A 20,953-nucleotide genomic window follows, 5' to 3' on the forward strand; every position below is an offset into this window, starting at 1 on the left:
AGTCTTTTTTGCCGCTAGAAATGCTGAAAAGCAAATGTCTAATTAAAGATTCAACTAAATATTCATAATGTTTGTTTTACAGGTATGCCTAACTTTATTGTTAGATGATAGAATGAATGGGAACTAGAATGGAGGATTCCATGAAAAAGAATCTAACGTACATAATCGCTTTAGCCGCTATTATCCTGCTGGGCTTTTTTATCCAAACCAAGAGCTATATTTTTTACTCAGAGCCGGTGCTGCGGGTGGAGGAGGTTGAGGCGAACGCTTCAGAGCAAACGCAAAAAATAAAAGGGAAATTACTGAACCAAAAGGGCAGCATCGCATTAGAAACGACCTATTATGAAAATGAAAGTGTCTCTCCGTTATACCGCAAAGGGAATCAGCTGATTTTACAAAAGTCCGATAATTATTGGCGGGTTCTCTCAATGAAACGCGACGGCTATGTCTTTATTCTGATTGGTCTGTTTATTTTGATCGTGTTGTTCATCAGCGGAAAAAGAGGGATTCGTGCATTGATCGGCTTAGCGTTAAATAGCGGATTGCTGCTATTCTTTTTATGGCTCAGTCAACAAAACAGCCGTTTATCTCTCATGCTTTTGATGGTAGTTTTCACCTTCATTGCGGTGTTTGTGGCAATGGGGACCTCTTACGGATTTAGAAAGCTTGATGGCCGGAAAATCTTTGGGACACTGGTGAGTGTTTTTGCGGCTTTTCTGATTTGTTTAATCGCGATGAATTTATTGAAGGACGAAGGGCTGCGCTACGAAGAAATGCAATTTATCACTCGGCCATATCGTTCGGTCTTTTTAGCGGGCTTGTTGATCGGGGCGATCGGAGCCAGCATGGACAATGTCGTGACGATCATTTCTGCTTTGGATGAGATCCGTGCCCAAAATGAGCAGCTTCCATTAAAAAAGCTGGTGCGATCCGGACGGGAAATCGCGCAGGATACGGCTTCGTCGATGATCAATGTTTTGCTGTTCGCTTATCTCAGCGGAGCGATTCCCTCGGTCGTCTTTTATCTGGCGAACGGCTGGAACTTTTCTGAGGTGATCGGGATGCATCTGTCTCTAGAAATCTTGCGGACTTTATGCGGCGGCTTTGCGATCGTATTATCTGTTCCGGCAGCCTTGTTCGCCTTTAGTCTGGCTGAAAAACTGGGAAGGAGGCAGGTGCGATGAGTGTTTTGATTTGTCTTACCTTGATCTTGATGGGTTTGATGCTGCTGATTTTTCAAAAAAGCGCCATTTACATGATTACGGGAACATTTGCTAATTTTGTCTTATTTATCCTGCTTTTGTATTTATTTAGCAAGGGCTTGCCGGTTTATCCCGTGACCTTTTTGATTTTTCTAGGTGTAACGGTCGTGACGTTGTTTTATATTAATGACTTTAATCAAAAAACCAAGGCGGCCTTTCTTTGTGTCTTGTTTTTCCTCGTTGCCTTTACTTTGGTCACATTGCCGCTCATTCAGCTGGTTAAGGTCCACGGATTTGCGATAGAGGAGTTAGATGAATTGCAGATGATGGATTTTTCAGTCTCTGTTCCTTTTGCTGCTCTTAATCTCTCGATTATTTTAATGAGTTTTTCGGGCGCCGTGATTGACAGCAGCATTGCCGTCAGCAGTTCGACTTATGAAATCTATCGACGGACGGAAAAACTTACGTTTAAAGAATTGGTCGCTTCCAGCATGACCGTCGTTCATGAAATATTAAGCTCGACGATCAATACGCTGCTGTTTGCTTTTATGGGCTCCAGTCTGGCGCTGATTATTTGGATTCAAGATTTGAATTATTCCTTTCTTGAGATCATCAACTCGAAAGCCTTTGTCGGCGAGCTGTTGATCAGTTTGCTGACCGGGATGGCGGCGGTGAACATTTTGCCGATCACGTCGCTGGTCTCCAGCTATATCTTTTATCATCAGTATTTTAAATAGATCAAAGCCGCTTAAATTGCTGAATCACTCGGTAATTTAAGCGGCTTTTTCTAGAAAGGCTGGGTCACTTACGGACTAAAAATCTCTAAATAGCTGATGATTCGTTCGGGATCAAAGCTTGCACGTATTCCTGATGTAGGATCATAGTATTTTCCATTGAAGTAAATCAATAGATGGCTCAACTGATCATCGTCTGCCTTTACGTTTAATAAACACAAATTTGGCAGCTGAGAAAATTTATCCTTTTGATAGCTCATTTTATCGGCATGCTTTAGTCTAAAATAATCTAGGGTTTCGATCACTTTGCTTAAAGAAGCCTGCCATTTTTTTGCCTGCATGATTGTCATGATTTCTTCTAGCGGCAGTCCGCTCAGCATGGCTAGACAGACCTGCCCGCATAATCCCTCATCAGGCTGTAAAACCAGATTGATTGTGTCGATTGTTCGAATGGGCTGATTGTAGGGACTATGCTGGTTGATGCGGGATAATTGTTTTAGAATCTCAAAGGAACAGCTGTAGTGAGTCATGACCGGCAGCTGTTGATAATATTTTTTGGCGATCGGAATGTAATACTCTCCGTGTCCCTTAGGAATCAGTTTGCATTCGAAAGTAATTTCTTCAATGGCGACTTTCACCGGAATGTTTCCTTTGGTCTCGCAGACATCCCACACGTTAAAAGGTATTTTTATAAAATGGCGATTTCCTTCCTGCAGGCAGTTTCCCTCAAATTCATACAACATACTATCCCTCCACTTTTTTATTTCAGAAATGCAGCACAGATTTTGGCTAACTCGGCGGGGCGTTCCTTTGCGCCATTTTCGATCCAGGTGTAGAGAATCGACCAAAAGATTCCAGTAGTGAAGGCATTGGCATACTTTGCGGTCGAGGGATCGAGTTTCGCCCGACGAATGTAGGCCGCATTCAATTGCGGGATGCGCTGCTGATATTGTTTAAACAGATAAAGCATCAAATCATTCTTATAGAGGATTTTCAATTGGGCGCAGTGCTGCCGCCAAAAAGAAAAATGATAATAGATCAAGGTTTCAAAATTTGAGGCGCTGTAATTTTTCTCAAAAGCGGCGTATTCTGAAAAAAGTATTTCGACGGCGCGTTCCAAGACTTCTTCTTTATTTTTAAAATAGCGGTAAAAGGTTTTTCTGCCGATTGCTGCTTCTTGAGCAATCTGAGTAACTGTGATCAATGAAAAATCATCGACTTCCATCACCGCAAATAGACTTGCAATAATTTGAGCTTCTTTTCCCATGAGGTCCTCCTGACACACTTATAGTTAATCTGTTTCATTTGATTGAAACGAGTTGAGTTCTTTTCTAAACTATAACTATATGACACAGGTGTGTCAATGGAGGAAAAAGCGATGGAAAAGTATGGAAAATGGTATCAAATCAACGGTGTAAAACAGTACGTTCAAATAATCAGCGGAAATTTAGCCAATCCGCTGCTGATTTATCTGCATGGCGGACCGGGAGATGCGGCGCTGCCTTTGATCGAACATTTTAATCTGGATTTGGCAAAAAAATACACACTGGTTATTTGGGAGCAGCGGGGTGCTGGAAAATCCTATTATCCCTTTAAAGCAGATGAAGAAATCACGGTTGACACACTTGTGTCAGACTTAAAAGTTTTAGTTGAACGGCTTCTTAGTGAACGAAATGAGAAACACGTGTGTCTAATGGGTCATTCGTGGGGCAGTATTATTGGTATGGAATTTATCAAGCGTTACCCTGAATGGATTGACCACTATATTGGTGTCGGACAGGTGATCAGTTCTCAGAAAATGTTTGCGGATAGCCGGGCTTATATTCTAGAGCATTCCTCCAGCACAGCAGTTAAGCAACGAATTTCTTCCATTGATACTCAGTTTGATCAAGGGGAGTGGTTCGACGATCTGATGTATTTTATGAATCAGTTGATCAAGACGGGCGGTTCGCTTTATGGGAAAAAATCGTATGCGGTTTTTTATCCTCACTTTATTCGTTCCAAAAATTATACGCTGCGGGATTGTGTTCATCGCATCCAAGGCTCGAAGCAGTCGATTGAACGATTGTGGCAGGAAGTAGCGCGGGTCGATTTTACGAATGAGACGAAATTTGAAGTGCCGATTATTTTGATTGAGGGCGAGCAGGATTATCATGTCTCAAAAAGGGTCGCCTTTGATTTTTATCAAAAACTCGCATCGCCTAAAAGCTTTGTCTGCATGAAAAAAGCCGCTCACTTTCCTCAATGGACGCGAGCGGCTGACTTCAATCAAGTGGTGAATGAGTTGGAAGTTCCTTCAACTGAGACAGGGATTTATCTAGAGGTTTAATCGAACTAAAAATCAAACACCTCTGGATCAGGTCCGCTGCGTAAAGATTCGTTTAATTGATTCAAACGTCTCATATCCGTTTCATCTAATGCAAAATCAAATACAGCGGCATTGCTTTGCATCCGTTTTTCGTGGACTGATTTTACAACGAGTAAAATATCTTGTTGAATGTCCCAACGCAGGATGATCTGTGCCGGTGTTTTTTGGTGCTTTTCAGCGATCGTCTTAATCGTAGGGTCAGCCAATAATTTACCCTGCATCAAAGGCGACCATGCTTGGACCTTGATATCGTGTGTTTCGCAGAAGTCCCGCAGCGCTTGTTGGGATAATTTTGGATGCAGCTCGACTTGGTTGACTACGGGAACGACTTTAGCGAAGGACAATAATTCTTCTAAATGATGGATCTCGAAATTGCTGACACCGATCGCTTTGATTTTTCCAGCGGCATAAAGATCTTCTAGGGCGTGCCAAGCTTCTTTGAAGGCGTCCTTTCCGGGCCAATGAATCAAGTAGAGGTCTAAATAATCTAACGCTAGGCGATCTAGCGTTTCTTCAAAAGCGCTGATGGTCTCAGCGTAAGTCAAATGATCGTTCCAAACCTTAGAGGTCACGAATAAATCTTCTCGGCTTAGTCCTGTTGCGGCTAGGCCTTTTTTGATCCCGCTCCCCGTTCCCGTTTCATTGCCATAGATTTGAGCAGTATCAATCAAACGATAGCCGTTGCTGATCCCCTTGCTGACTACTTCCGCAGTATCTTCATCAGGAATTTGAAAAACGCCTAAGCCTAAGCCGGGAATTTCTGTTCCGTTGTTAAATGTCACTTTGTCTGTTAATGAATGAATCATGAAAAAGCCCCCTTATAGATTTCTGAGCCTAGTATAGGGGGCCGCTTCACAGATGTATAGTACGTACTTTTAAGTGTCATAGGTACAAAAAGGTGTCCTTTGTATCGGTAAAGGGATGAGGGAAATAAAAAAATTGCGGCTTGATTATTGAGAATTATAAAGTAACAAAGGTTATTTTATTCCGTTCAAAAGAATAAATTAACATGATGTCCTTTTTTGTAAACCTAATAATAGTTTTAAGATGTTAATTTATTAAAGAGTTCTAATAAAAATAAAGATTACTTATCAAAAGCAGGAACAGTTAAATATTATTGTCTGAGATTTTAAAAATTCGAAAATTATTTTTTAATTATTTGATTGAAAAGAGCAGGAAATTTGGTTTTTCGACATGAATCCCATATGATGTCGAGGTGTTATGAAAAGTACAGATAGAATCAACGGTCCAGTCCCTTTTTCTGATAAAGCTCAATAAAGATCGGCAATGAAGTATTGACTATGATCTCAGTAATTTCTTCAGGACTGTCCTCGAATCTTTTACGAATCCAAGTACCAATGATTAAATAGCTGCCTTTTGATAAATAGTCTAAATATTCATTTAAAGTCTGAGGGTCAAAATTAACCGAGAAAATCAGCGGAAGGTTGCCTTTCAGCTGTTTGTTAAAGAGACTTCGTACATATTTTAACAGGTCGATCTCACTGTTTTGCGAAGTGAGGATTTCTATTTTTTCGCGATTCTCCCAAAAAAAACGAATCACGTTTTCAACTCTAGTGGTTAGGTTTGTACGAATAGCTTCCACACTGGGAACACCTACTTGTTCATAAAAAAGGACGTTTGATTGGAAAACGTGGGTCATTTCGGCTAGAAAATCTTCAACGATGCTGTCTAACAGATCTTCTTTGTTTTGGAATTTTTTATAAAAGGTTACACGACTAACACCGGCTTTTACTGCAATCTCACTGATTTTGATTTTTTTAAATTCAGTTGTCTGCAGCAGTTCAAGAAAAGCTACTTCGATCAGTTTACGTTTTTCATCAAACATAGTCACACCCCCTAATGCGATTGTAACGCGATTTGACAGCGTAGCCAAACATAGAAAGGAAAAAAAGCTAATTTGAATAGAAATCTTGTGAAAAAAAGTATTTTTGACGCCTTTTTAGAGCTGTTGGCTTTGCAAAAGTATGAAGACATCACGGTTAATGAGATTGTTGAAAATGCCTATGTCAGCAGAGTGACCTTCTATAATTATTTCAAAAATAAAGACGCCCTGCTCAACGAATTACTCGACCAATTTTTAGACTCCTTCAACGAACTTCAAAAGAGTGACCCGCGATTATTGGGAAAAATGAATATTGATCAGAAAAAAGATACATATCAGGGACTCTATCCTTATACATATAAAATTCTTGATTTCTTCTATTGTAACAAGAAATTAGTGTGGGCTTTTTACAATATGAATCATGAAAAGCTGGATTTTATGCGCATCCTGCAAAAAAACTATCATGATCATTTCATCCAAGCGCTGCCTCGGCGGTTTTATGAAAATTTAGAGGAATCAAGAATTGAATATTATTCTTTGTTTATGACTAATGGAGTGATCTCTATTATTGAAAAATGGTTTGCCTCGAACTTTGAAGAAGATATCGCAGAGGTCGTTGATAAGATTTTGGTTTTACTGATTACGAATCTAAGTGCTTTGTATTCGGAATTAGATGGAAGATAGGACAAACAACAAACAACATAGTAAAAAAGGTGGGAAAAACAATGGCAAAAATATTGATAATTACGAAGAATCCATTGGCGGAACAAGACTTGCAGCTTGCACTTCAAAAGGTCAACGACGAAGTTTTTTGTACCTCCAGCTTATTAGACCAAGTTGATTTTTATCCAGAGGTTGCCGGCTATTTTTCGATCGCCATTTTAAGCGATACGATTTCTAGTTTGGAAATGTCTAAATATTTGAGTTCGTTAAAACGAAAAGGGCTGCTGCTGTTAAGAAAAGGAGCAAAAGAACAATTAAAGGAAACGGACCTAGACTGGATGATCCCGGAAATTGATGAGTGGTTTACAGACCAGACGTCAATGGAGGAATTTATTGAGAAAATTGCTAGATTGAAGGAACAAATCGGCGAATTGAAGAGTGACGTGAGTAAAACATACAAAAAATTCATTTCCCGTTTAACAAAAAATGAGCGGAAGGTCGTCTACTATTTATACAAGGCAAATGGATCGCAATTATCCAGAGAAGAGCTTTGCGAAAAAATCTGGGGAACCGGAGTGAATACCTCAAACGTCTGCCAGCTTTCCTTCTTAGTAAGCTGTATCCGAGAAAAAATGATCAGCGTTGGCTTTGACGAAAATGAGTTGAAAACGATGTGGGGACGAGGCTACCAACTGGGTGACACACTTGTGTCATTACTAAACAAGAACGAATTTTCCTTGAATTTATAGTTTATTTTCAAGGCGGATGATTAACTGGCATATTTTACAATACGGTTATTTGATCGGAAACTATGCGGCCGATTAATTGAAGCCGAGGACTCAGATTTGCATCTGCAAAGCAAATAAAGGTAAGATGAAAGCAGTAAATAAATCGATAGAGGAGAGGCAACCTTGAATACAACCCTTCGCTTAAAAGTACCTCAATGGCAAGGCGGCAATAACCCCGTCTACTCAATTGGCTCTGATCTGCTTTCGTTTCTGGTTCCTAAAAATTTGGAGCAAAAAGATCTTACCGTACCCGTTCCTCAGTATGAGCAGCCGCTGGTGAAAGAAAATGGCGTGACGGCTCAAAGTATCGTCGCTGAAATTGTGACGAACACAATGGCGCTGATCGAAGAGGAGTCGCCGGACAAGATTATTACATTAGGCGGCGATTGTTTAGTTTCGCAGGCGCCATTTGATTACTTGCATGGAAAGTATGGGGAGCGATTGGGAATTATTTGGCTTGATGCGCATCCTGATATTTCGACGCCGGATATTTTCTTCAATGAGCATGCGATGGTCTTGGGGAATTTGTTAAATGACGGTGATCCTGTTCTTGCGGCTAAGGTGCAGCATCCTTTTGCGGCAAGTGATGTTTTATATGTCGGACTTCAAGAACCTACTGCTGATGAAAAGCTGATTTTGCAGCGATTGGGAATCGACTATAAAGTCCAAGCTCAGGCATGTTTAAAACCAGATGCGATCAAAGAATGGTTGGAAAAAAATCAGTTTACGAAGGTAGTCGTCCACTTTGATCTGGATGTTTTAGATCCAAATGAATTTCGTTCTATTTATTTCGCAGAGCCGGGTGTTGCGGATTATTCTGCGGCGGCGGGGAAGATGACGCTGCAGGAAGTGAAAGAAACGATGGCGGCCATCGCGGAACAAAGTGAGATCGTCGGTTTGACGATCGCCGAGCTTCTGCCTTGGGATGTTCAGAACTTGAAGAATCTTTTGAACGACTTTGATATTTTTAGATAAGCAAAAAGACAAGAAGCGCAGCCGCTTCTTGTCTTTATTTTTGATTCATTTGCATAGTCACTAGCGTTGCTAACGTATCGCCGTAATAATCATTGCCCGATAAGTCATCGCTGACTACCCAAGATTGCGTGTCCACGAGATCTCCATAGGCTTCCTTTTGTTTTGCGGCGTATAAAATCGGTGCCGAGAAGTTTTTGGAGCGGCTTGACGATAATGATTTTCCTGAAAGGGTGTAGCCTTCGGTGATCGTTTGTTCTTTTAAAAAGAAGTTCATCATCTTGCTTAGTATCTGATTGACCTCTTTATCGTTCGAGCTGGCCAGCCGCCAAGGAATCCGACAAGCATTGGCGCCATAATTACCGTCATTGGCATTAGCGATCTGATCTTTTTTCGCAGGGGTGATCGCGGCATCTTTTACCCAAGCAAAGTCTGGGATCAATCCGGTTTTGTGCTGCTTGCTCATTGACTCCAAGGCCTTTACGGAATTTGTTTTGAGTGTCCGCCAAAAGTCGTCGCCGCTGAATGCTGCGAAGGTATCGAAATAGCTGGGGATGATATCGGAAGGTCGGATCAGATTATAAAATTCAGAATCCTTTGTCGCCCAAGCTCCCACAGTCAACAGCTTGTTGGTTGAATTATAGTTTCTCGTCTTAATCGCTGTGAGCAGCTTTTTCGCCGCCTGTTGATAATCTGTCGAGCGGTCTGGCCACTGCTTGCTTGCCTCGATCAAGGCATAGGCAATATCCAGATCGCCGTCTGTGGCATTGGTCGTTTCTTTTGCGACCTGCTTTTCATTTTCGAATTTTTGCCGCCAGCTCATTAACGGATTATCTTTGCTGATTTGAAAATTACTGTAATAGCGGTAAAGCTCATTGAACTCTTCCTCGGAAGCCCAGCCGCGTTTTGCCGCTTGGATGGTGATCAGCATTCCGTAACCGTGGCCTTCAGAAAGGGAAATGTCCGTTTTTCCCTTAGGATTTGTTTTGACGAAGGTTCCTTCATCGTTTTCTCTTACATAAGCAGAACGCCATTGTTGATAGGTTTCTTTTTCTAACTTGGTTTGATTGTCGTTTATATTAAAAACCACCGCTGCTACATAACCAAAAAAAATCAGAGCCAGCAGTGACCACATAATTGCAGGACGTTTGCGCATAAAAATTGCCTCCTAGTCGTCGAAACGTTGTGTTTTATACCATTTACTGCTATCACGCCGAAATATTTTGTCTCCTATATAAGAAAAGAGCGACACGATCGATATTCCGATGAACAATAAGGAATAGGTGAAGTATGATGCAATGGCATAAAAGAAATTGGCTGTGGTAGCCTGTCCAAATTGACTGGATAAGGCTAGTTGAATTTGCAGCAGGTAGATGGCAAACATCAATGCCCAATTTACTAATAAAAGTGCCCCAATTTGGCGATTGCTTCCGCCAAACGTAAAGATCACATCAATCGAAGGAAACCAAATATGCAGGATCATAGCGATCAAATTGGCGATAAACATGATATTCGATAAAATGATCGCGCTGGTAAACCAGAAAAACGTATTGAAGTAATAAATACTCTGCAGGCGAATGCGCCAGTTTGAACCGCCGAAGATATCCTTCATATTATTGAGGATGACTTCATAATTTCCCTTGGCCCAACGTTTTCGCTGACGATAATAGACCGCAAGTGTTTCAGGTTCTTGCTGGAAGGCCTCGGCTCGAGAAGCCAGGGCGATCAGTTTGCCCAGCTTCATGATTCTAAAGCTTAGGGCAGTATCTTCAGTCAAGGCACCATTATCCCAGCCGCCTAGTTCTTTGATCAGCTGCGTTTGAATAATGAAATTGGTGCCGGGAATCTGTCCAATCTTAAACAGCTGCCACATCCCGGTATGGATGATCCGCTGACTAGTTACGATCTCTAAGTTAATACAGCGGGTCAAAAAGTTGCGTTTGTAATTTCTGGTTTTGTTGCGGCCAAAGACTGCAGCATAGCGCTCGGGATCTTCCAGTGCCTTTTGGACCAAAAAATACAGCGCATTTTGTTCAGGCATCGCATCGGCATCGTAGACACACAAGTATTCTCCATGGGCGATTTTTAACGAGTCGTTCAGCACCCCAGCTTTGCCGCCGGTTCCTCTGCGATCAATCACTTTAGTCAAATAGTAGCCTTCATTTTCAGCTTGTTGGAAGATCGCGTGAACGCGTTCATAGGTATCGTCGTCACAATTATCCGCAAATACGAGAATCTCCATTTTTTCCCGCGGATAGTTCATACTCAAAATGGCCTTCACCGTATCTTGGATCACGATCTCCTCATTATGTGCCGGCACCACGATCGTAATCAGCGGGTAGGAGCTGAGGGGCTCTAAACGATTTTTCGGCGGCCGAATATTTTTCAGCAGAAAATAAACAGCACCAAATAAGATAACCAAGGTAACGAGCAGCGAGAACCAGATCGAGATGATCCCGATCATTAATAATATTGCACTCATCAGTAATCGCGCCTCCTAAAGTAACGCCAGATTCGGTCCTTGATAATCAATAAGCAGAAAAATAAAACCACGGCGGCGACAAAAAATATTCCTGTGACGACCTTACTCGCTTCAAAGAAATAAATGAGTAGTTGATCCATGTCTATTTCCCTCCTTATAAAATGTATTCATCGGTCAAATCGGCTTCGGAGCGTCGTCTTACCCGACTGATCACTTGCTCTGCGGTTAATTCCGTAGAGCCTTCAATTGTAATTTCGCCGAAACGGATGACGGTGTTTTGCGAACGCTCAAAATTCTTAAACGGAAAAAGCGAGAATTGTGTTTTGGTTATTCGGTTCAATTCTTGAATGAAGGTCAGACTGTCGCCTGATTGATAGACAGGAGACATGACGACAAAGGTTCCATCGCCTAAATAAAACTGGTCTTCTTCCGGCAACCGAATATCACTCAGTTCTTGTGATAACGCCTGCAGCAATTGATCCGTCGCTTGGGCATTTTGATACCTCAATTGCTCGATGTAATCGACCATGTAAAAGGATACGATAAGTCCCCGGCCAGATTTGACATATAAATTCATGGCACATTTAAATTTCTCAAAGCGTGCCTCGAATTCTTCTTTATTATATAATCCGGTCGTTTCGTCCAAGGTTGTCAAGTATCGGTGCATTCGTGGCTGAAAAGTGTTTAAGCGCCGATTGAACAGCACGCTATTTTTCGCAATAAGTCCCAACACAGCAAAGATCGGGATCACGATGATCAAGTAAATTTTTTCCAGTCTCGGCATAATGATAGGCGTGTAATATAGAAGAAAGGTTCCCGTCGTCATCACTAACATAGAAAAGACCGCGACCGTGATCGTATTTCCTAAAAAACCTACGAGTAATCCAAAAAAGGCTAGAAGAGAAATACTCAACACCGGCACAAAACCAAAGCGATCATCTAAAATCAAATTTTGAACGAGAAAGACGGCGGCTACCAAGATCATCATCCACTCGATTCGAATTCGTCGTATATATTTCATAGTATTGTTCTCCTTAAAGGCTGAAGTCTTTTGGGCGTTCCGCTAATTGAAAATAATGGGCGATCGCTTCTGTAATTCGTTCACTGGCTTTTCCATCACCATAGGGATTGCTGGCCTTTGCCATTTTTTCATAAGCAGCCGAATCCTCGAATAATTCTTTGATGGTTGCGTAAACAGTCTCGGAGCCGGTTCCAACCAAGCGCAAGGTACCTGCTGCGACACCTTCCGGCCGTTCTGTTTGATCCCGTAGAACTAATACCGGAACACCCAAGGACGGCGCTTCTTCTTGAACCCCGCCGGAATCGGTTAAGATCAAATAGCTTTGTTTGGCATAGTTGTGAAAATCAATCACGTCTAAAGGTTCGATCAAGGAAATATTTTCTAAGCTGCCTAACGTCTCTTGGGCAACTTTTCGCACCGCTGGATTTTTGTGCATTGGAAAAATGAATTGTGTATCTGGATAATCAATCGCCGCTTTTTTGATTGCGTTAAATACAGCCTGCATCGGTTCACCTAAATTTTCCCGCCGATGCATAGTGACCAAAACGATTCTCTTTCGACCCTTGGAAACGGCGGAGGGAATCGTATAGTTTTTGTCGATGGTGTTTTCCATTGCATCGATCGCTGTATTTCCTGTAACGTATAGATATTTTTCCGAATGACTTTCCTTGACTAGATTTTCTTTGCTCTTCATCGTTGGAGCAAAATAAAGATCGGTCAGATCATCTGCTAATTGTCGATTCATCTCTTCGGGAAAGGGGGAATACTTGTCCCACGTCCGCAGACCAGCTTCGACATGGCCAATCGGGATCTGTTGATAAAAAGCGGCTAAAGCAGCCGAAAAAGTTGTAGTAGTATCTCCGTGAACCAATAAAATATCCGGCCGCTCCTTTAACAAAATAGTGGTTAATTTTTCAAGAACACGGCTAGTAATCTCGCTCAAGGTCTGACCCTGGTGCATGATATTCAAATCATAGTCGGGAACGATCGAAAAGGCCTGCAAGACTTGATCGAGCATTTCTCGATGCTGACCAGTAACCACTACCTTGCTCTCAAAGCGATCATCCGCCGCTAGTTTCTTAGCCAGTGGTGCCATCTTGATGGCTTCCGGTCGCGTTCCAAATACTAAAAATACTTTTTTTCTCATAATGAACCCCCACAAAATTTCATTTTTTTATGAATAAATCAACTGTATTTAATAGAAAAATAAAAGACGATAATTAATTTGCAAGAAATTAATTATCACTTATCTTTAAATTATGTGCACTAGTTAGTATAGGGAACGTTCGTTATTTTGTCTTATAAAAAGCCTTGTTATTCTCATAGATTATAGAAATATAATAATTATCAAATATGAGAAAAAAACAATAAGCAGAGCAGCGGAGTTTCATCTTTAAGGAAAAGCAGCTGATACAAAAAAACCGTGAGAATCTCAGCTTTATCGAGCGAGATTCTCACGGTCTTATTTATTTTTCAGTTGTCCATTTTCTAAGTGTAATTGTTTCTCCGCAATCTTTAGGGTGCTGTCGCGGTGGGAAACGAGGATCATGGTTTTATCCTGCAATTTCTCTTTAAAGGAAGCGAGGATGGCTTGTTCATTTACGTAATCAAGATTGCTGGTAGGCTCGTCCAGCAAAATCAGCGGTGCAGCGTAAACCAAGAGGCGAGCCAACCCAATGCGCTGGCGTTCGCCATCGGAGATACTGCGGGAAAGCTTGCTGAGCTGTGTCTCGTAGCCTTCGGGCAATGAGAGAATCCAGTCGTGAAGCGCCGCGGCTTTAGCCGCTTCTTCGATCGCTGCTTGTGAGACGTCGGTTCGCTTTAAAGAAATATTGTTAGCAATCGTGTCTTCAAATAAAAAGGTTGATTGCTCCATGACACCCTCTAATTGATGAAGCGACTCTTCTTTTAATGAAGAAAGTGGAAGCCCATTGATCGTTAATTTCCCGCTGTCAGGGTCCCAATAGCGCATCAAAAGCTTCAGCAAGGTACTTTTTCCGCTGCCGCTTTCGCCGCTGATTCCGATGCTTTGTCCCTTATTTAATTCAAACGAGATGTTCTCCAAGACAGCCTTATCAGTAGCTGGATAATGGAAAGACAGATTTTCTGCCTGGAGGTTTTCGACTGTTGCTAGTGACTCGGTGCTTTCTTCAAATTCTACGAAAGGCTCTTCGTGGACCAGCTGATATAAGCGACGTCCGCTGGAGAAGGTCGTCAACAGCGCATTCCCTAAATTGCCTAATGCCAAAACCGGACCAAAGGAGCTTAAACTAAGAACTACGGAAATCACGATCGTGTCCATCGAAAGCCCCCGACTGCTACCAAAATAAAAGACACAGAGGGTTGTTCCGATCACCACCAACTCACTTAATAGCTGGAGCGAATTACCTTGGAAGATCCGGCGTCGATTCTCGTGATTCAAGATGTTGCTGTCAGCCTTCAATTTCTCCAAGCGCGTCTTTTCCAAATGAAATTGAGCAATGTCTTTTAGACTATTGGCATTTTCCATGATGGTTTGATTAACCTGCACAAAGGCCTTTTTGTAGTCATCACCGATTTGCAAATTTTTGCGGTAACTAATGAAGGGAATGATTCCTCCAATTAAAAGCTGTCCAGCGAGCAATACCAAGGCTAAACTTAGATCATAGCGTGCCAGAAAAATAAACGTCACAAGTGTTGTGCCTAAAGCGATAAAAACAGGGGAGATCGTGTGAGCGAAAAAGACCTCCAACGCCTCCACATCGGTTGAGATCGATGTGATTAGTTCGCCGCTGTTTTTGCCGGTCAAACGAGCCGGGCCGATTTTTCTTAAAGCCGCGAAGATTTCTTCGCGAATATGCGCCAATAAGGAAAAAGCGATGTCGTGGTTTTGATATTGCTCCAAATAGCGGGCAACGCCGCGTAAAATTCCGCAGCCAATCAATACTGCTAGAATCACCGAAAGATTCACCGCATCACCAGCGATCAAACGAAGCAAGGTAAGAGTGCTGATCACAGGAATTGCCACGACCGCTAGATTGCTGATGATCCCCAACAGGATCGCCAGCGACATTTTTCCTTTAAAGGGTTTGGTAAAAGAAAGCAGCCAGAAAATCAACGTACTATCCTTCATGAGCGATCGCTCCTCTCATTTGCCGATTTTCTTCTGTAAAGTAGGCGTTGAAATAGTCCGAAGTTTGTTCCAATTCTTGCGGCATCCCTGCTTCAACGATCCTTCCATCCTTAAAGACATAAATCTGATCGGCAGCCAGCACATTGTATAAACGATGGGAAACAAAAATTACGATCGCCTGTTTTGCTAATGCCTTGAGTGTTTCCAAAATAATCTCTTCACTTTCGATATCAACGCCTGAAGTGATCTCGTCGAAAATATATAGTTCTGCAGAGGCCGCCAGAGCACGAGCTAAGATCAGTCGTTGTCGCTGTCCGCCAGAAAGGTTTTTGCCGTTTTCTTCTAAGACAGTATTTAGTTGTTTGGGTAATTGTCGCACGAAGTCAGATAATTTTACTTGATCCAATAAGTGCCAAAGTTCATCATCTGTTAATTGCGGATTTGCCAGCAGCAGGTTGTCGCGAATACTTTCAGCGTAAAGAAAATCCTTCGTATTCACTAAGATTCCTTTGTTCAATACTGCTGAGCTGCTTAATGCCCTTAACTCGGTTTGATTCCACTGAATCCTGCCTTGATAGTCGTCCAATTGATTTAACAATAGCTGAGCGAAGGTGCTTTTGCCTGAGCCGGATTTGCCGACAAAAGCGGTAAAGCTGCCTTTTTTCAGGTTTAGTGAAATAGCTTGGAGCGCTGGGGCTTGCTGATTTTCATAAGTGAAATCCAGCTTGTCTACAGTGATCGAGTTGAGTGATTCCTGCCAAGCTGTGATGGAGCCCTCTGATTTTTCCGGTAATGCCAGATAATCAAAAATCTTGCCGCAGGAGCTGATCCCATTCATTGCTACATGGAAAAGCGATCCCAGCTGACGCATCGGCAAGAAAAACTCCGCGCCCACTAAGATAAAAATCAGTACCCCATAAACCGTTAATTGCTGTTGTTGAAAAGCAATCAGTGCCAAACCGATCCCTAATGCCGCGCCGCTATAAGAAAAAATATCCATAATTGTAATCGAGTTCAGCTGCATCGACAGCAGGCTCATGGTCGCTTTGCGGAATTTTTGGGCATCAGCCGCCAATTCTTGCTGCTTGGCTTTGTCTTGATCGTAAGCCTTTAAGACACTTAGTGCACTTAGACTTTCGTGGAAGCGAGTCCCGAGACTCGTGTATTGATCCCAATACTTGCTTAAGATTCGCTTGGCGATCTTCATCACCAGCATGATCGTAATAGGAATGAAGGGCACACAAAGCAACATGGCTACGGCTGGCAGCCACGCAAGAGAAACTAGGTAAGCAAATAAAATCAAAGCAGCCAGCAGACAATAAAAAAGCTGCGGTAAAAAATGCGCGTAATACATTTCCAGCTGTTCAATTCCATCACCAGAAAGCTGGGCCAAGGTCGTCGCTGGTAATTGGCGGGAGGTGTTTCCTAAACGAAAGGCTTTTTCCATCACCTTTGTTCGCAACGCGACTCGTAATTCTGCCGAGGCTTGATCCGTCAGATTTGCTGATAAACGAATGAGGACCAATTTTCCGATAAGCGCCAACAGGATCACACCGAAAAAGTTCAACTTAAGTGGGCTTCCTTGAAGCGTTTCACTCAATTGAAGAGCTAATGTCCGCCAAATATACAAGGACAAACCAAGGCTGATACAGCGGATCGCTACTTGCAGGATCAGAGTCTTCTTTTTAGCAATCGCAAATAAGCGCCGATCAATCATTCGGTTCGCCCGCCTTTACAGAAGCTTTTTTTCCGCGCAGATACCACGTCAAACCGATCACATGCGCAATGTATACGACCACCAGACAAATCCGCATCGGCGTATTATCCACCAAAAGTCCGGGAATCAAAAAGACTACGAGAATCATCAAAAACATCCGCACCATCCCCGCGTTGGTAATTTTCTTTTTGACGATCGGTTCCTCCACGGCTCGCTTATAGAAGGAAGACTGGATGAATTTATTGTAATATTTATCAGAACTCCGCAGCCAAAAGAAGGCTGTCAGTAAATAAAATACCGTTGTCGGTAAAAAGGGAAGAAAAATTCCCAGCGTTCCTAGTGCAAAGGTGACTGCACCAAGAGAAAAATATAAGATTTTTTTCACAAGTGTGACCTCCATTAATGAAATAAAAGTAAGAGCTTACCAGCCTATCTTATGCTAAATGAAAATGATTATCAATCTCTTTAGCGAATTCTTTTATCCTTAAAAGAAAAAAATTATGATTCCTTTGAGTAACAGGCAATCAATCGCAGAATGACCCACGACTATTTATAAAATAGTAAGAAGAGCAAGCAGCGAAACATTTTTTTATGATCTTTTTTTCAATAAATTTATTAAAAAAAGGAATTAAAATAACTATTCCTATCTCCGGTTAATTAACGTAAGATATTTTGTATAGAAGAAATTTGTAACGATGTAAAGGCCACTCGTTTGTTGCGAAGATAGCGAAAAGGGGTTAGATTGTGAAGAATTTTTTTAAAGTAGGAATGATCATGCTTTTGTTACTCAGCGGGTGCAGCAGTAATGAGCCGGAAAAGGATACGAAAGAATCTACTTCAAAGACATCAGAAGCGAAAAGTACGTCACCAGTAAAGCTGAATTTTTCAGCAGTCGGAGATAATTTGATCCATGATTTTATTTACGATCATTTGAGACAGCCGGATGGAACTTATCGATTTGATGAGATGTATGAACCGACGCAATACTTAAATAAGGATCGGGATCTTTCCTATATTAATCTGGAAACAATCTGCGGGGGAGAGGAATTAGGCCTATCGGGTTATCCCACCTTCAATGGGCCGACTCAAGTATTAGATTCCTTGCATAATGCCGGCTACAATTGGCTGTCTGCGGCTAGTAATCATACTATGGATAAAGGAGAAGAAGGGATCGTTAAGCAGCTGGAGTATTTGGAGAAGTATCCTGATATTACGGTGACTGGTTCGCAAAAGTCACCAGAAGCCCAGCGCCTCCATGTCAAAAATATCAAAGGAGTCAAGGTCGGTTTGATGTCCTATACCTTCGGCTTAAACGGGATTCCGCTGCCTGAAGGCAAAGATTATTTGGTCAACCTGATCGATGAAGAACAGATAAAACAAGATATGCAGGAATTAAACAAGCAGAGCGATGTTCAAATCGTCAGTATGCATTGGGGCGAAGAATATCAATTTGTCCCGAATGAAAATCAGACACAGCTGGCCCAGCTTTTGAGTGATGCTGGAGTGGATGTGATCGTCGGCGGGCATCCCCACGTCATCCAACCAATGGATTATCTGACAGGCAAGTCCGGCAACCAAACACTCGTGATGTATTCTTTGGGGAACTTTATTTCCTCACAGGCAGAAAACGATCGGATGTTAGGCGGTATGGGACGCTGGACGATCGATTATGACAAAGAAAAGAAAGCTGTCAAATTTGAACAGGTCGAGTTTTGGCCGACGATCACGTATATCGGCGATAATTATCAAACATATAAAACGTACGCATTGAAGGATTATACGGACGAACTGGCGAATCAGCATATGATCCATGTCAATCAAGGGCAGGATTTGTCCCGCGGCTATTTTATCGAGCGGACAAAACAGATTATGAACGACAAAGTAAAAATCGTTTATTAAAAAGATGACAAGTCAAATCAAGCGCCAGACCTCTTTACTTCCTATAATAAATTCAGGGTAGTCGAAACGGGGTGAAAACTATGTATGATTGGCAAAAACAGATTCAACAGATTGTCGATGAGATTGATCGCTGTATCAAAAATTATAATGATGAGGCGCTGACCTTGCGCCGTCTTTCTCGCAAGCAGGGCTATTCCGAATTTTATATGACGCGAAAATTCAAAGAGATCTCTGGCATGCCCTTTCGTGATTATTTGCGTCAACGAAAATTGGCCTTTGCTTTAAAGGAAGTCCGCGACAACGAGAAAAGCTTTTTAGATATTGCTTTTGATTATGGCTTTTCCTCACATGAAGCTTTTACTCGCGCATTCAAGAAAATGTACGGAATTGCGCCCAGCGAATATCGCAAACAGCCGAAGCCAGTCGTACTTCGCACAAAAATCACCTCTTTTGACCGCTACTTTTTAGGATTAGGAGAGATTGGTATGGTGAAATCAACGAAAGAGATCAAAACTTATTTTGTTACGATTCCGGCCCACAAGTTTTTACACATCAAAAATAATGAGAGCAACGGCTATTGGGATTTTTGGCAGAAGCAAGGTCAAATTCCGGGACAAGATTGCGATACGATCAGCGGTTTATTGGATAGTATCAAGGGGAAATTAGATGATGAGGGCGGCAGTCAAAACGATAGCAGCAGCGGACAAGCGATGGCTTACATCAGTGATCCGGCAGGACGACTTTGTGATTGGGGCTTTTTGCGGTCGGAATGCTACGGAGTCCGCTTGCCAACAGATTATCAAGGCGAAGTGCCGGAGCAAATGCTGCTGATGGATGTTCCGGAAGCTGAGTACCTTGTCTTTGAACATGGGCCTTTTGATTATGAGCAGGAGAATCGCAGTGTTGAAGAAAAAGTAGAGCAAGCGATGGCAAACTTTGACTTTTCCGATACAGAGTATACTTACGATACTACGCCCGGTCGGGTCATTTACTTTTATCATGATCCCGAACGCTTTTGGAAGTATGTGCGGCCGGTAATTAAAAACTAAAGCAAAAGAAGCTAGCCTGATTGTTCAGGCTAGCTTCTTTGAATAGGTCGTAGTTTATTTTCTGCTCAATGTTCCTTTTAAGAACTCTTCATCGTTAGGATCGCCAGAACCACGTTGGTTCTTGTCGATAGAAGTGATCAGTTTCATTTCTTCATCGGTTAACGTGAAGTCAAAAACATCGATGTTTTGTGCGATTCGTTCTGCGTGAACCGATTTTGGAATTACGATGATATCACGCTGTAAATGCCAACGCAGGATGACTTGAGCGATACTCTTATTATGAGCTTCGGCGATCTTCGCTAAAGTTGGGTCTTCCATCACATTTCCTTTACCTTGTCCAAGCGGACCCCAAGCTTCGTGAGCAATACCCAAGCTCTTCAAGTATTCATGGAGTTCTTTTTGTTGGAAGTAAGGATGCGTTTCGATCTGGTCAACAGTTGGTTTGATTTTTGCGGTGGTCAATAATTTTTCCATATGAGGTTTTTCAAAGTTTGAAACCCCGATAGATTTGATCAAGCCGTCGTTATACAAACTTTCCATCGCACGCCATTTTTCGTTATAGCCTTCGCTAGGCCAGTGAATCAAGTATAGGTCTAAGTAATCAGTTTGCAGCAGCTTCAATGATTCGTGGAAAGCCGCGATTGTTTCATCATAGGTCGTGTTGCTGTTCCATACTTTTGAAGTAATGAATAGGTCTTCACGTTTCACGTCGCTTTCGGCAAGTGCTTCACCAAGCCAAGCTTCATTTTTATAAATCGTTGCAGTGTCAAAGTGACGATAGCCGCTTTTCAAGGCAGCTGCTACTGCGCTTTTTAGATCATCTGAATCTTGCACCTTAAAAACGCCCAGCCCTAATTGAGGGATCAACTGACCATTGTTTAGTTTCAACTGTTCCATTAAGAAATACCTCCTAATATAGTAGTTACATGTATTAGTATAACGCGGGTTACTGAATAACGTAACAATTTTGTTTGGGCGAGTATAGATGACTACCTAAATTCAGCGCTGTTCTTTTTTAGCGATAATTCAAAAAGTGAATTTTTTAAGTTTTTTTAGAAATATCTATTTCACCCGCAGCTATAGAATTGAAAAATAACGAAAGA

The 20,953-nt window shown here is 42.0% G+C and carries 21 protein-coding genes; 8 read left to right on the forward strand and 13 right to left on the reverse strand.

Features of this window, described 5'->3' with window-relative positions; translation table 11 throughout:
• The first annotated feature begins 140 nt into the window (after positions 1-140).
• The gene (locus tag FFR60_RS15765; protein WP_137664864.1) at positions 141-1,184 is read left to right on the forward strand and encodes a YibE/F family protein; all 1,044 of its coding nucleotides are present in this window, start codon (positions 141-143) and stop codon (positions 1,182-1,184) included.
• A complete protein-coding gene (locus FFR60_RS15770; protein ID WP_137664865.1) occupies positions 1,181-1,939 on the forward strand; it encodes a YibE/F family protein in 759 nt (252 codons plus the stop codon). The genes FFR60_RS15765 and FFR60_RS15770 overlap by 4 nt, the downstream gene beginning before the upstream one ends.
• A gap of 68 nt (positions 1,940-2,007) precedes the next feature.
• Here the strand turns inward: FFR60_RS15770 and FFR60_RS15775 are convergent, their stop codons facing one another.
• Together FFR60_RS15775 and FFR60_RS15780 are read right to left on the reverse strand one after the other, a co-directional pair.
• Complete coding sequence (locus FFR60_RS15775; RefSeq protein ID WP_137664866.1) at positions 2,008-2,679, reverse strand: DUF1905 domain-containing protein; 672 nt, start codon at positions 2,677-2,679, stop codon at positions 2,008-2,010.
• 17 nt (positions 2,680-2,696) lie between these two features.
• Positions 2,697-3,203: a TetR/AcrR family transcriptional regulator gene (locus tag FFR60_RS15780; protein ID WP_137664867.1), complete on the reverse strand. Its 507-nt coding sequence runs from the start codon at positions 3,201-3,203 to the stop codon at positions 2,697-2,699.
• 111 nt (positions 3,204-3,314) lie between these two features.
• Between FFR60_RS15780 and FFR60_RS15785 the strand changes: the two genes are divergently transcribed.
• A complete protein-coding gene (locus FFR60_RS15785; protein ID WP_137664868.1) occupies positions 3,315-4,265 on the forward strand; it encodes an alpha/beta fold hydrolase in 951 nt (316 codons plus the stop codon).
• A gap of 5 nt (positions 4,266-4,270) precedes the next feature.
• Here the strand turns inward: FFR60_RS15785 and FFR60_RS15790 are convergent, their stop codons facing one another.
• Both FFR60_RS15790 and FFR60_RS15795 read right to left on the reverse strand, forming a co-directional pair.
• Positions 4,271-5,110 (reverse strand): aldo/keto reductase, encoded by an 840-nt coding sequence (locus FFR60_RS15790; protein WP_137664869.1) that lies wholly within the window; start codon positions 5,108-5,110, stop codon positions 4,271-4,273.
• A gap of 434 nt (positions 5,111-5,544) precedes the next feature.
• Positions 5,545-6,150 carry a TetR/AcrR family transcriptional regulator gene (locus FFR60_RS15795; RefSeq protein ID WP_137664870.1) on the reverse strand — a complete coding sequence of 202 codons (606 nt, stop codon included), beginning with the start codon at positions 6,148-6,150 and terminating at the stop codon, positions 5,545-5,547.
• A gap of 72 nt (positions 6,151-6,222) precedes the next feature.
• Here FFR60_RS15795 and FFR60_RS15800 point away from each other — a divergent pair, with 72 nt between their 5' ends.
• The 3 genes from FFR60_RS15800 to FFR60_RS15810 all read left to right on the forward strand — a co-directional run bounded on the left by FFR60_RS15800 (position 6,223) and on the right by FFR60_RS15810 (position 8,573).
• Positions 6,223-6,831: a TetR/AcrR family transcriptional regulator gene (locus tag FFR60_RS15800; protein WP_137664871.1), complete on the forward strand. Its 609-nt coding sequence runs from the start codon at positions 6,223-6,225 to the stop codon at positions 6,829-6,831.
• Between the two features lie 41 nt (positions 6,832-6,872).
• Entirely contained in the window at positions 6,873-7,559 is a 687-nt protein-coding gene (locus FFR60_RS15805; protein WP_137664872.1) for a winged helix-turn-helix domain-containing protein, read from the forward strand.
• A gap of 162 nt (positions 7,560-7,721) precedes the next feature.
• Positions 7,722-8,573: an arginase family protein gene (locus FFR60_RS15810; RefSeq protein ID WP_137664873.1), complete on the forward strand. Its 852-nt coding sequence runs from the start codon at positions 7,722-7,724 to the stop codon at positions 8,571-8,573.
• A 34-nt stretch (positions 8,574-8,607) separates the two neighbouring features.
• On the opposite strand, the gene FFR60_RS15815 is transcribed toward FFR60_RS15810, so the two are convergent.
• The 8 genes from FFR60_RS15815 to FFR60_RS15850 all read right to left on the reverse strand — a co-directional run bounded on the left by FFR60_RS15815 (position 8,608) and on the right by FFR60_RS15850 (position 17,287).
• Positions 8,608-9,726, reverse strand: coding sequence for a family 8 glycosyl hydrolase (locus FFR60_RS15815; RefSeq protein ID WP_137664874.1), 1,119 nt, complete (start codon positions 9,724-9,726; stop codon positions 8,608-8,610).
• A gap of 12 nt (positions 9,727-9,738) precedes the next feature.
• Positions 9,739-11,052, reverse strand: coding sequence for a glycosyltransferase family 2 protein (locus FFR60_RS15820; RefSeq protein WP_137664875.1), 1,314 nt, complete (start codon positions 11,050-11,052; stop codon positions 9,739-9,741).
• The gene (locus tag FFR60_RS15825; RefSeq protein ID WP_171004955.1) at positions 11,052-11,192 is read right to left on the reverse strand and encodes a hypothetical protein; all 141 of its coding nucleotides are present in this window, start codon (positions 11,190-11,192) and stop codon (positions 11,052-11,054) included. Before FFR60_RS15825 ends, FFR60_RS15820 begins: the two co-directional genes overlap by 1 nt.
• Before the next feature lie 14 nt (positions 11,193-11,206).
• Positions 11,207-12,073 carry a GGDEF domain-containing protein gene (locus FFR60_RS15830; protein ID WP_137664876.1) on the reverse strand — a complete coding sequence of 289 codons (867 nt, stop codon included), beginning with the start codon at positions 12,071-12,073 and terminating at the stop codon, positions 11,207-11,209.
• Between the two features lie 13 nt (positions 12,074-12,086).
• On the reverse strand, positions 12,087-13,220 hold the full coding sequence (gene wecB / locus FFR60_RS15835) for a non-hydrolyzing UDP-N-acetylglucosamine 2-epimerase (protein ID WP_137664877.1): 1,134 nt from the start codon (positions 13,218-13,220) through the stop codon (positions 12,087-12,089).
• 315 nt (positions 13,221-13,535) lie between these two features.
• A complete protein-coding gene (locus FFR60_RS15840) occupies positions 13,536-15,185 on the reverse strand; it encodes an amino acid ABC transporter ATP-binding/permease protein (protein WP_137664878.1) in 1,650 nt (549 codons plus the stop codon).
• Positions 15,175-16,902: an ABC transporter ATP-binding protein/permease gene (locus tag FFR60_RS15845; RefSeq protein ID WP_137664879.1), complete on the reverse strand. Its 1,728-nt coding sequence runs from the start codon at positions 16,900-16,902 to the stop codon at positions 15,175-15,177. The genes FFR60_RS15840 and FFR60_RS15845 overlap by 11 nt, the downstream gene beginning before the upstream one ends.
• Entirely contained in the window at positions 16,895-17,287 is a 393-nt protein-coding gene (locus FFR60_RS15850; protein ID WP_088933850.1) for a YbaN family protein, read from the reverse strand. The genes FFR60_RS15845 and FFR60_RS15850 overlap by 8 nt, the downstream gene beginning before the upstream one ends.
• Positions 17,288-17,670: 383 nt before the next feature.
• Between FFR60_RS15850 and FFR60_RS15855 the strand changes: the two genes are divergently transcribed.
• A complete protein-coding gene (locus tag FFR60_RS15855) occupies positions 17,671-18,801 on the forward strand; it encodes a CapA family protein (RefSeq protein WP_371853594.1) in 1,131 nt (376 codons plus the stop codon).
• Positions 18,802-18,881: 80 nt separating this feature from the next.
• A complete protein-coding gene (locus FFR60_RS15860; protein WP_137664881.1) occupies positions 18,882-19,850 on the forward strand; it encodes a helix-turn-helix domain-containing protein in 969 nt (322 codons plus the stop codon).
• Positions 19,851-19,904: 54 nt separating this feature from the next.
• Here the strand turns inward: FFR60_RS15860 and FFR60_RS15865 are convergent, their stop codons facing one another.
• Positions 19,905-20,747 carry an aldo/keto reductase gene (locus FFR60_RS15865; RefSeq protein WP_137664882.1) on the reverse strand — a complete coding sequence of 281 codons (843 nt, stop codon included), beginning with the start codon at positions 20,745-20,747 and terminating at the stop codon, positions 19,905-19,907.
• Between the last annotated feature and the right edge of the window lie 206 nt (positions 20,748-20,953).

It is taken from the genome of Enterococcus hulanensis (assembly GCF_005405485.1).
In the GTDB taxonomy this organism is placed as follows: domain Bacteria; phylum Bacillota; class Bacilli; order Lactobacillales; family Enterococcaceae; genus Enterococcus_A; species Enterococcus_A hulanensis.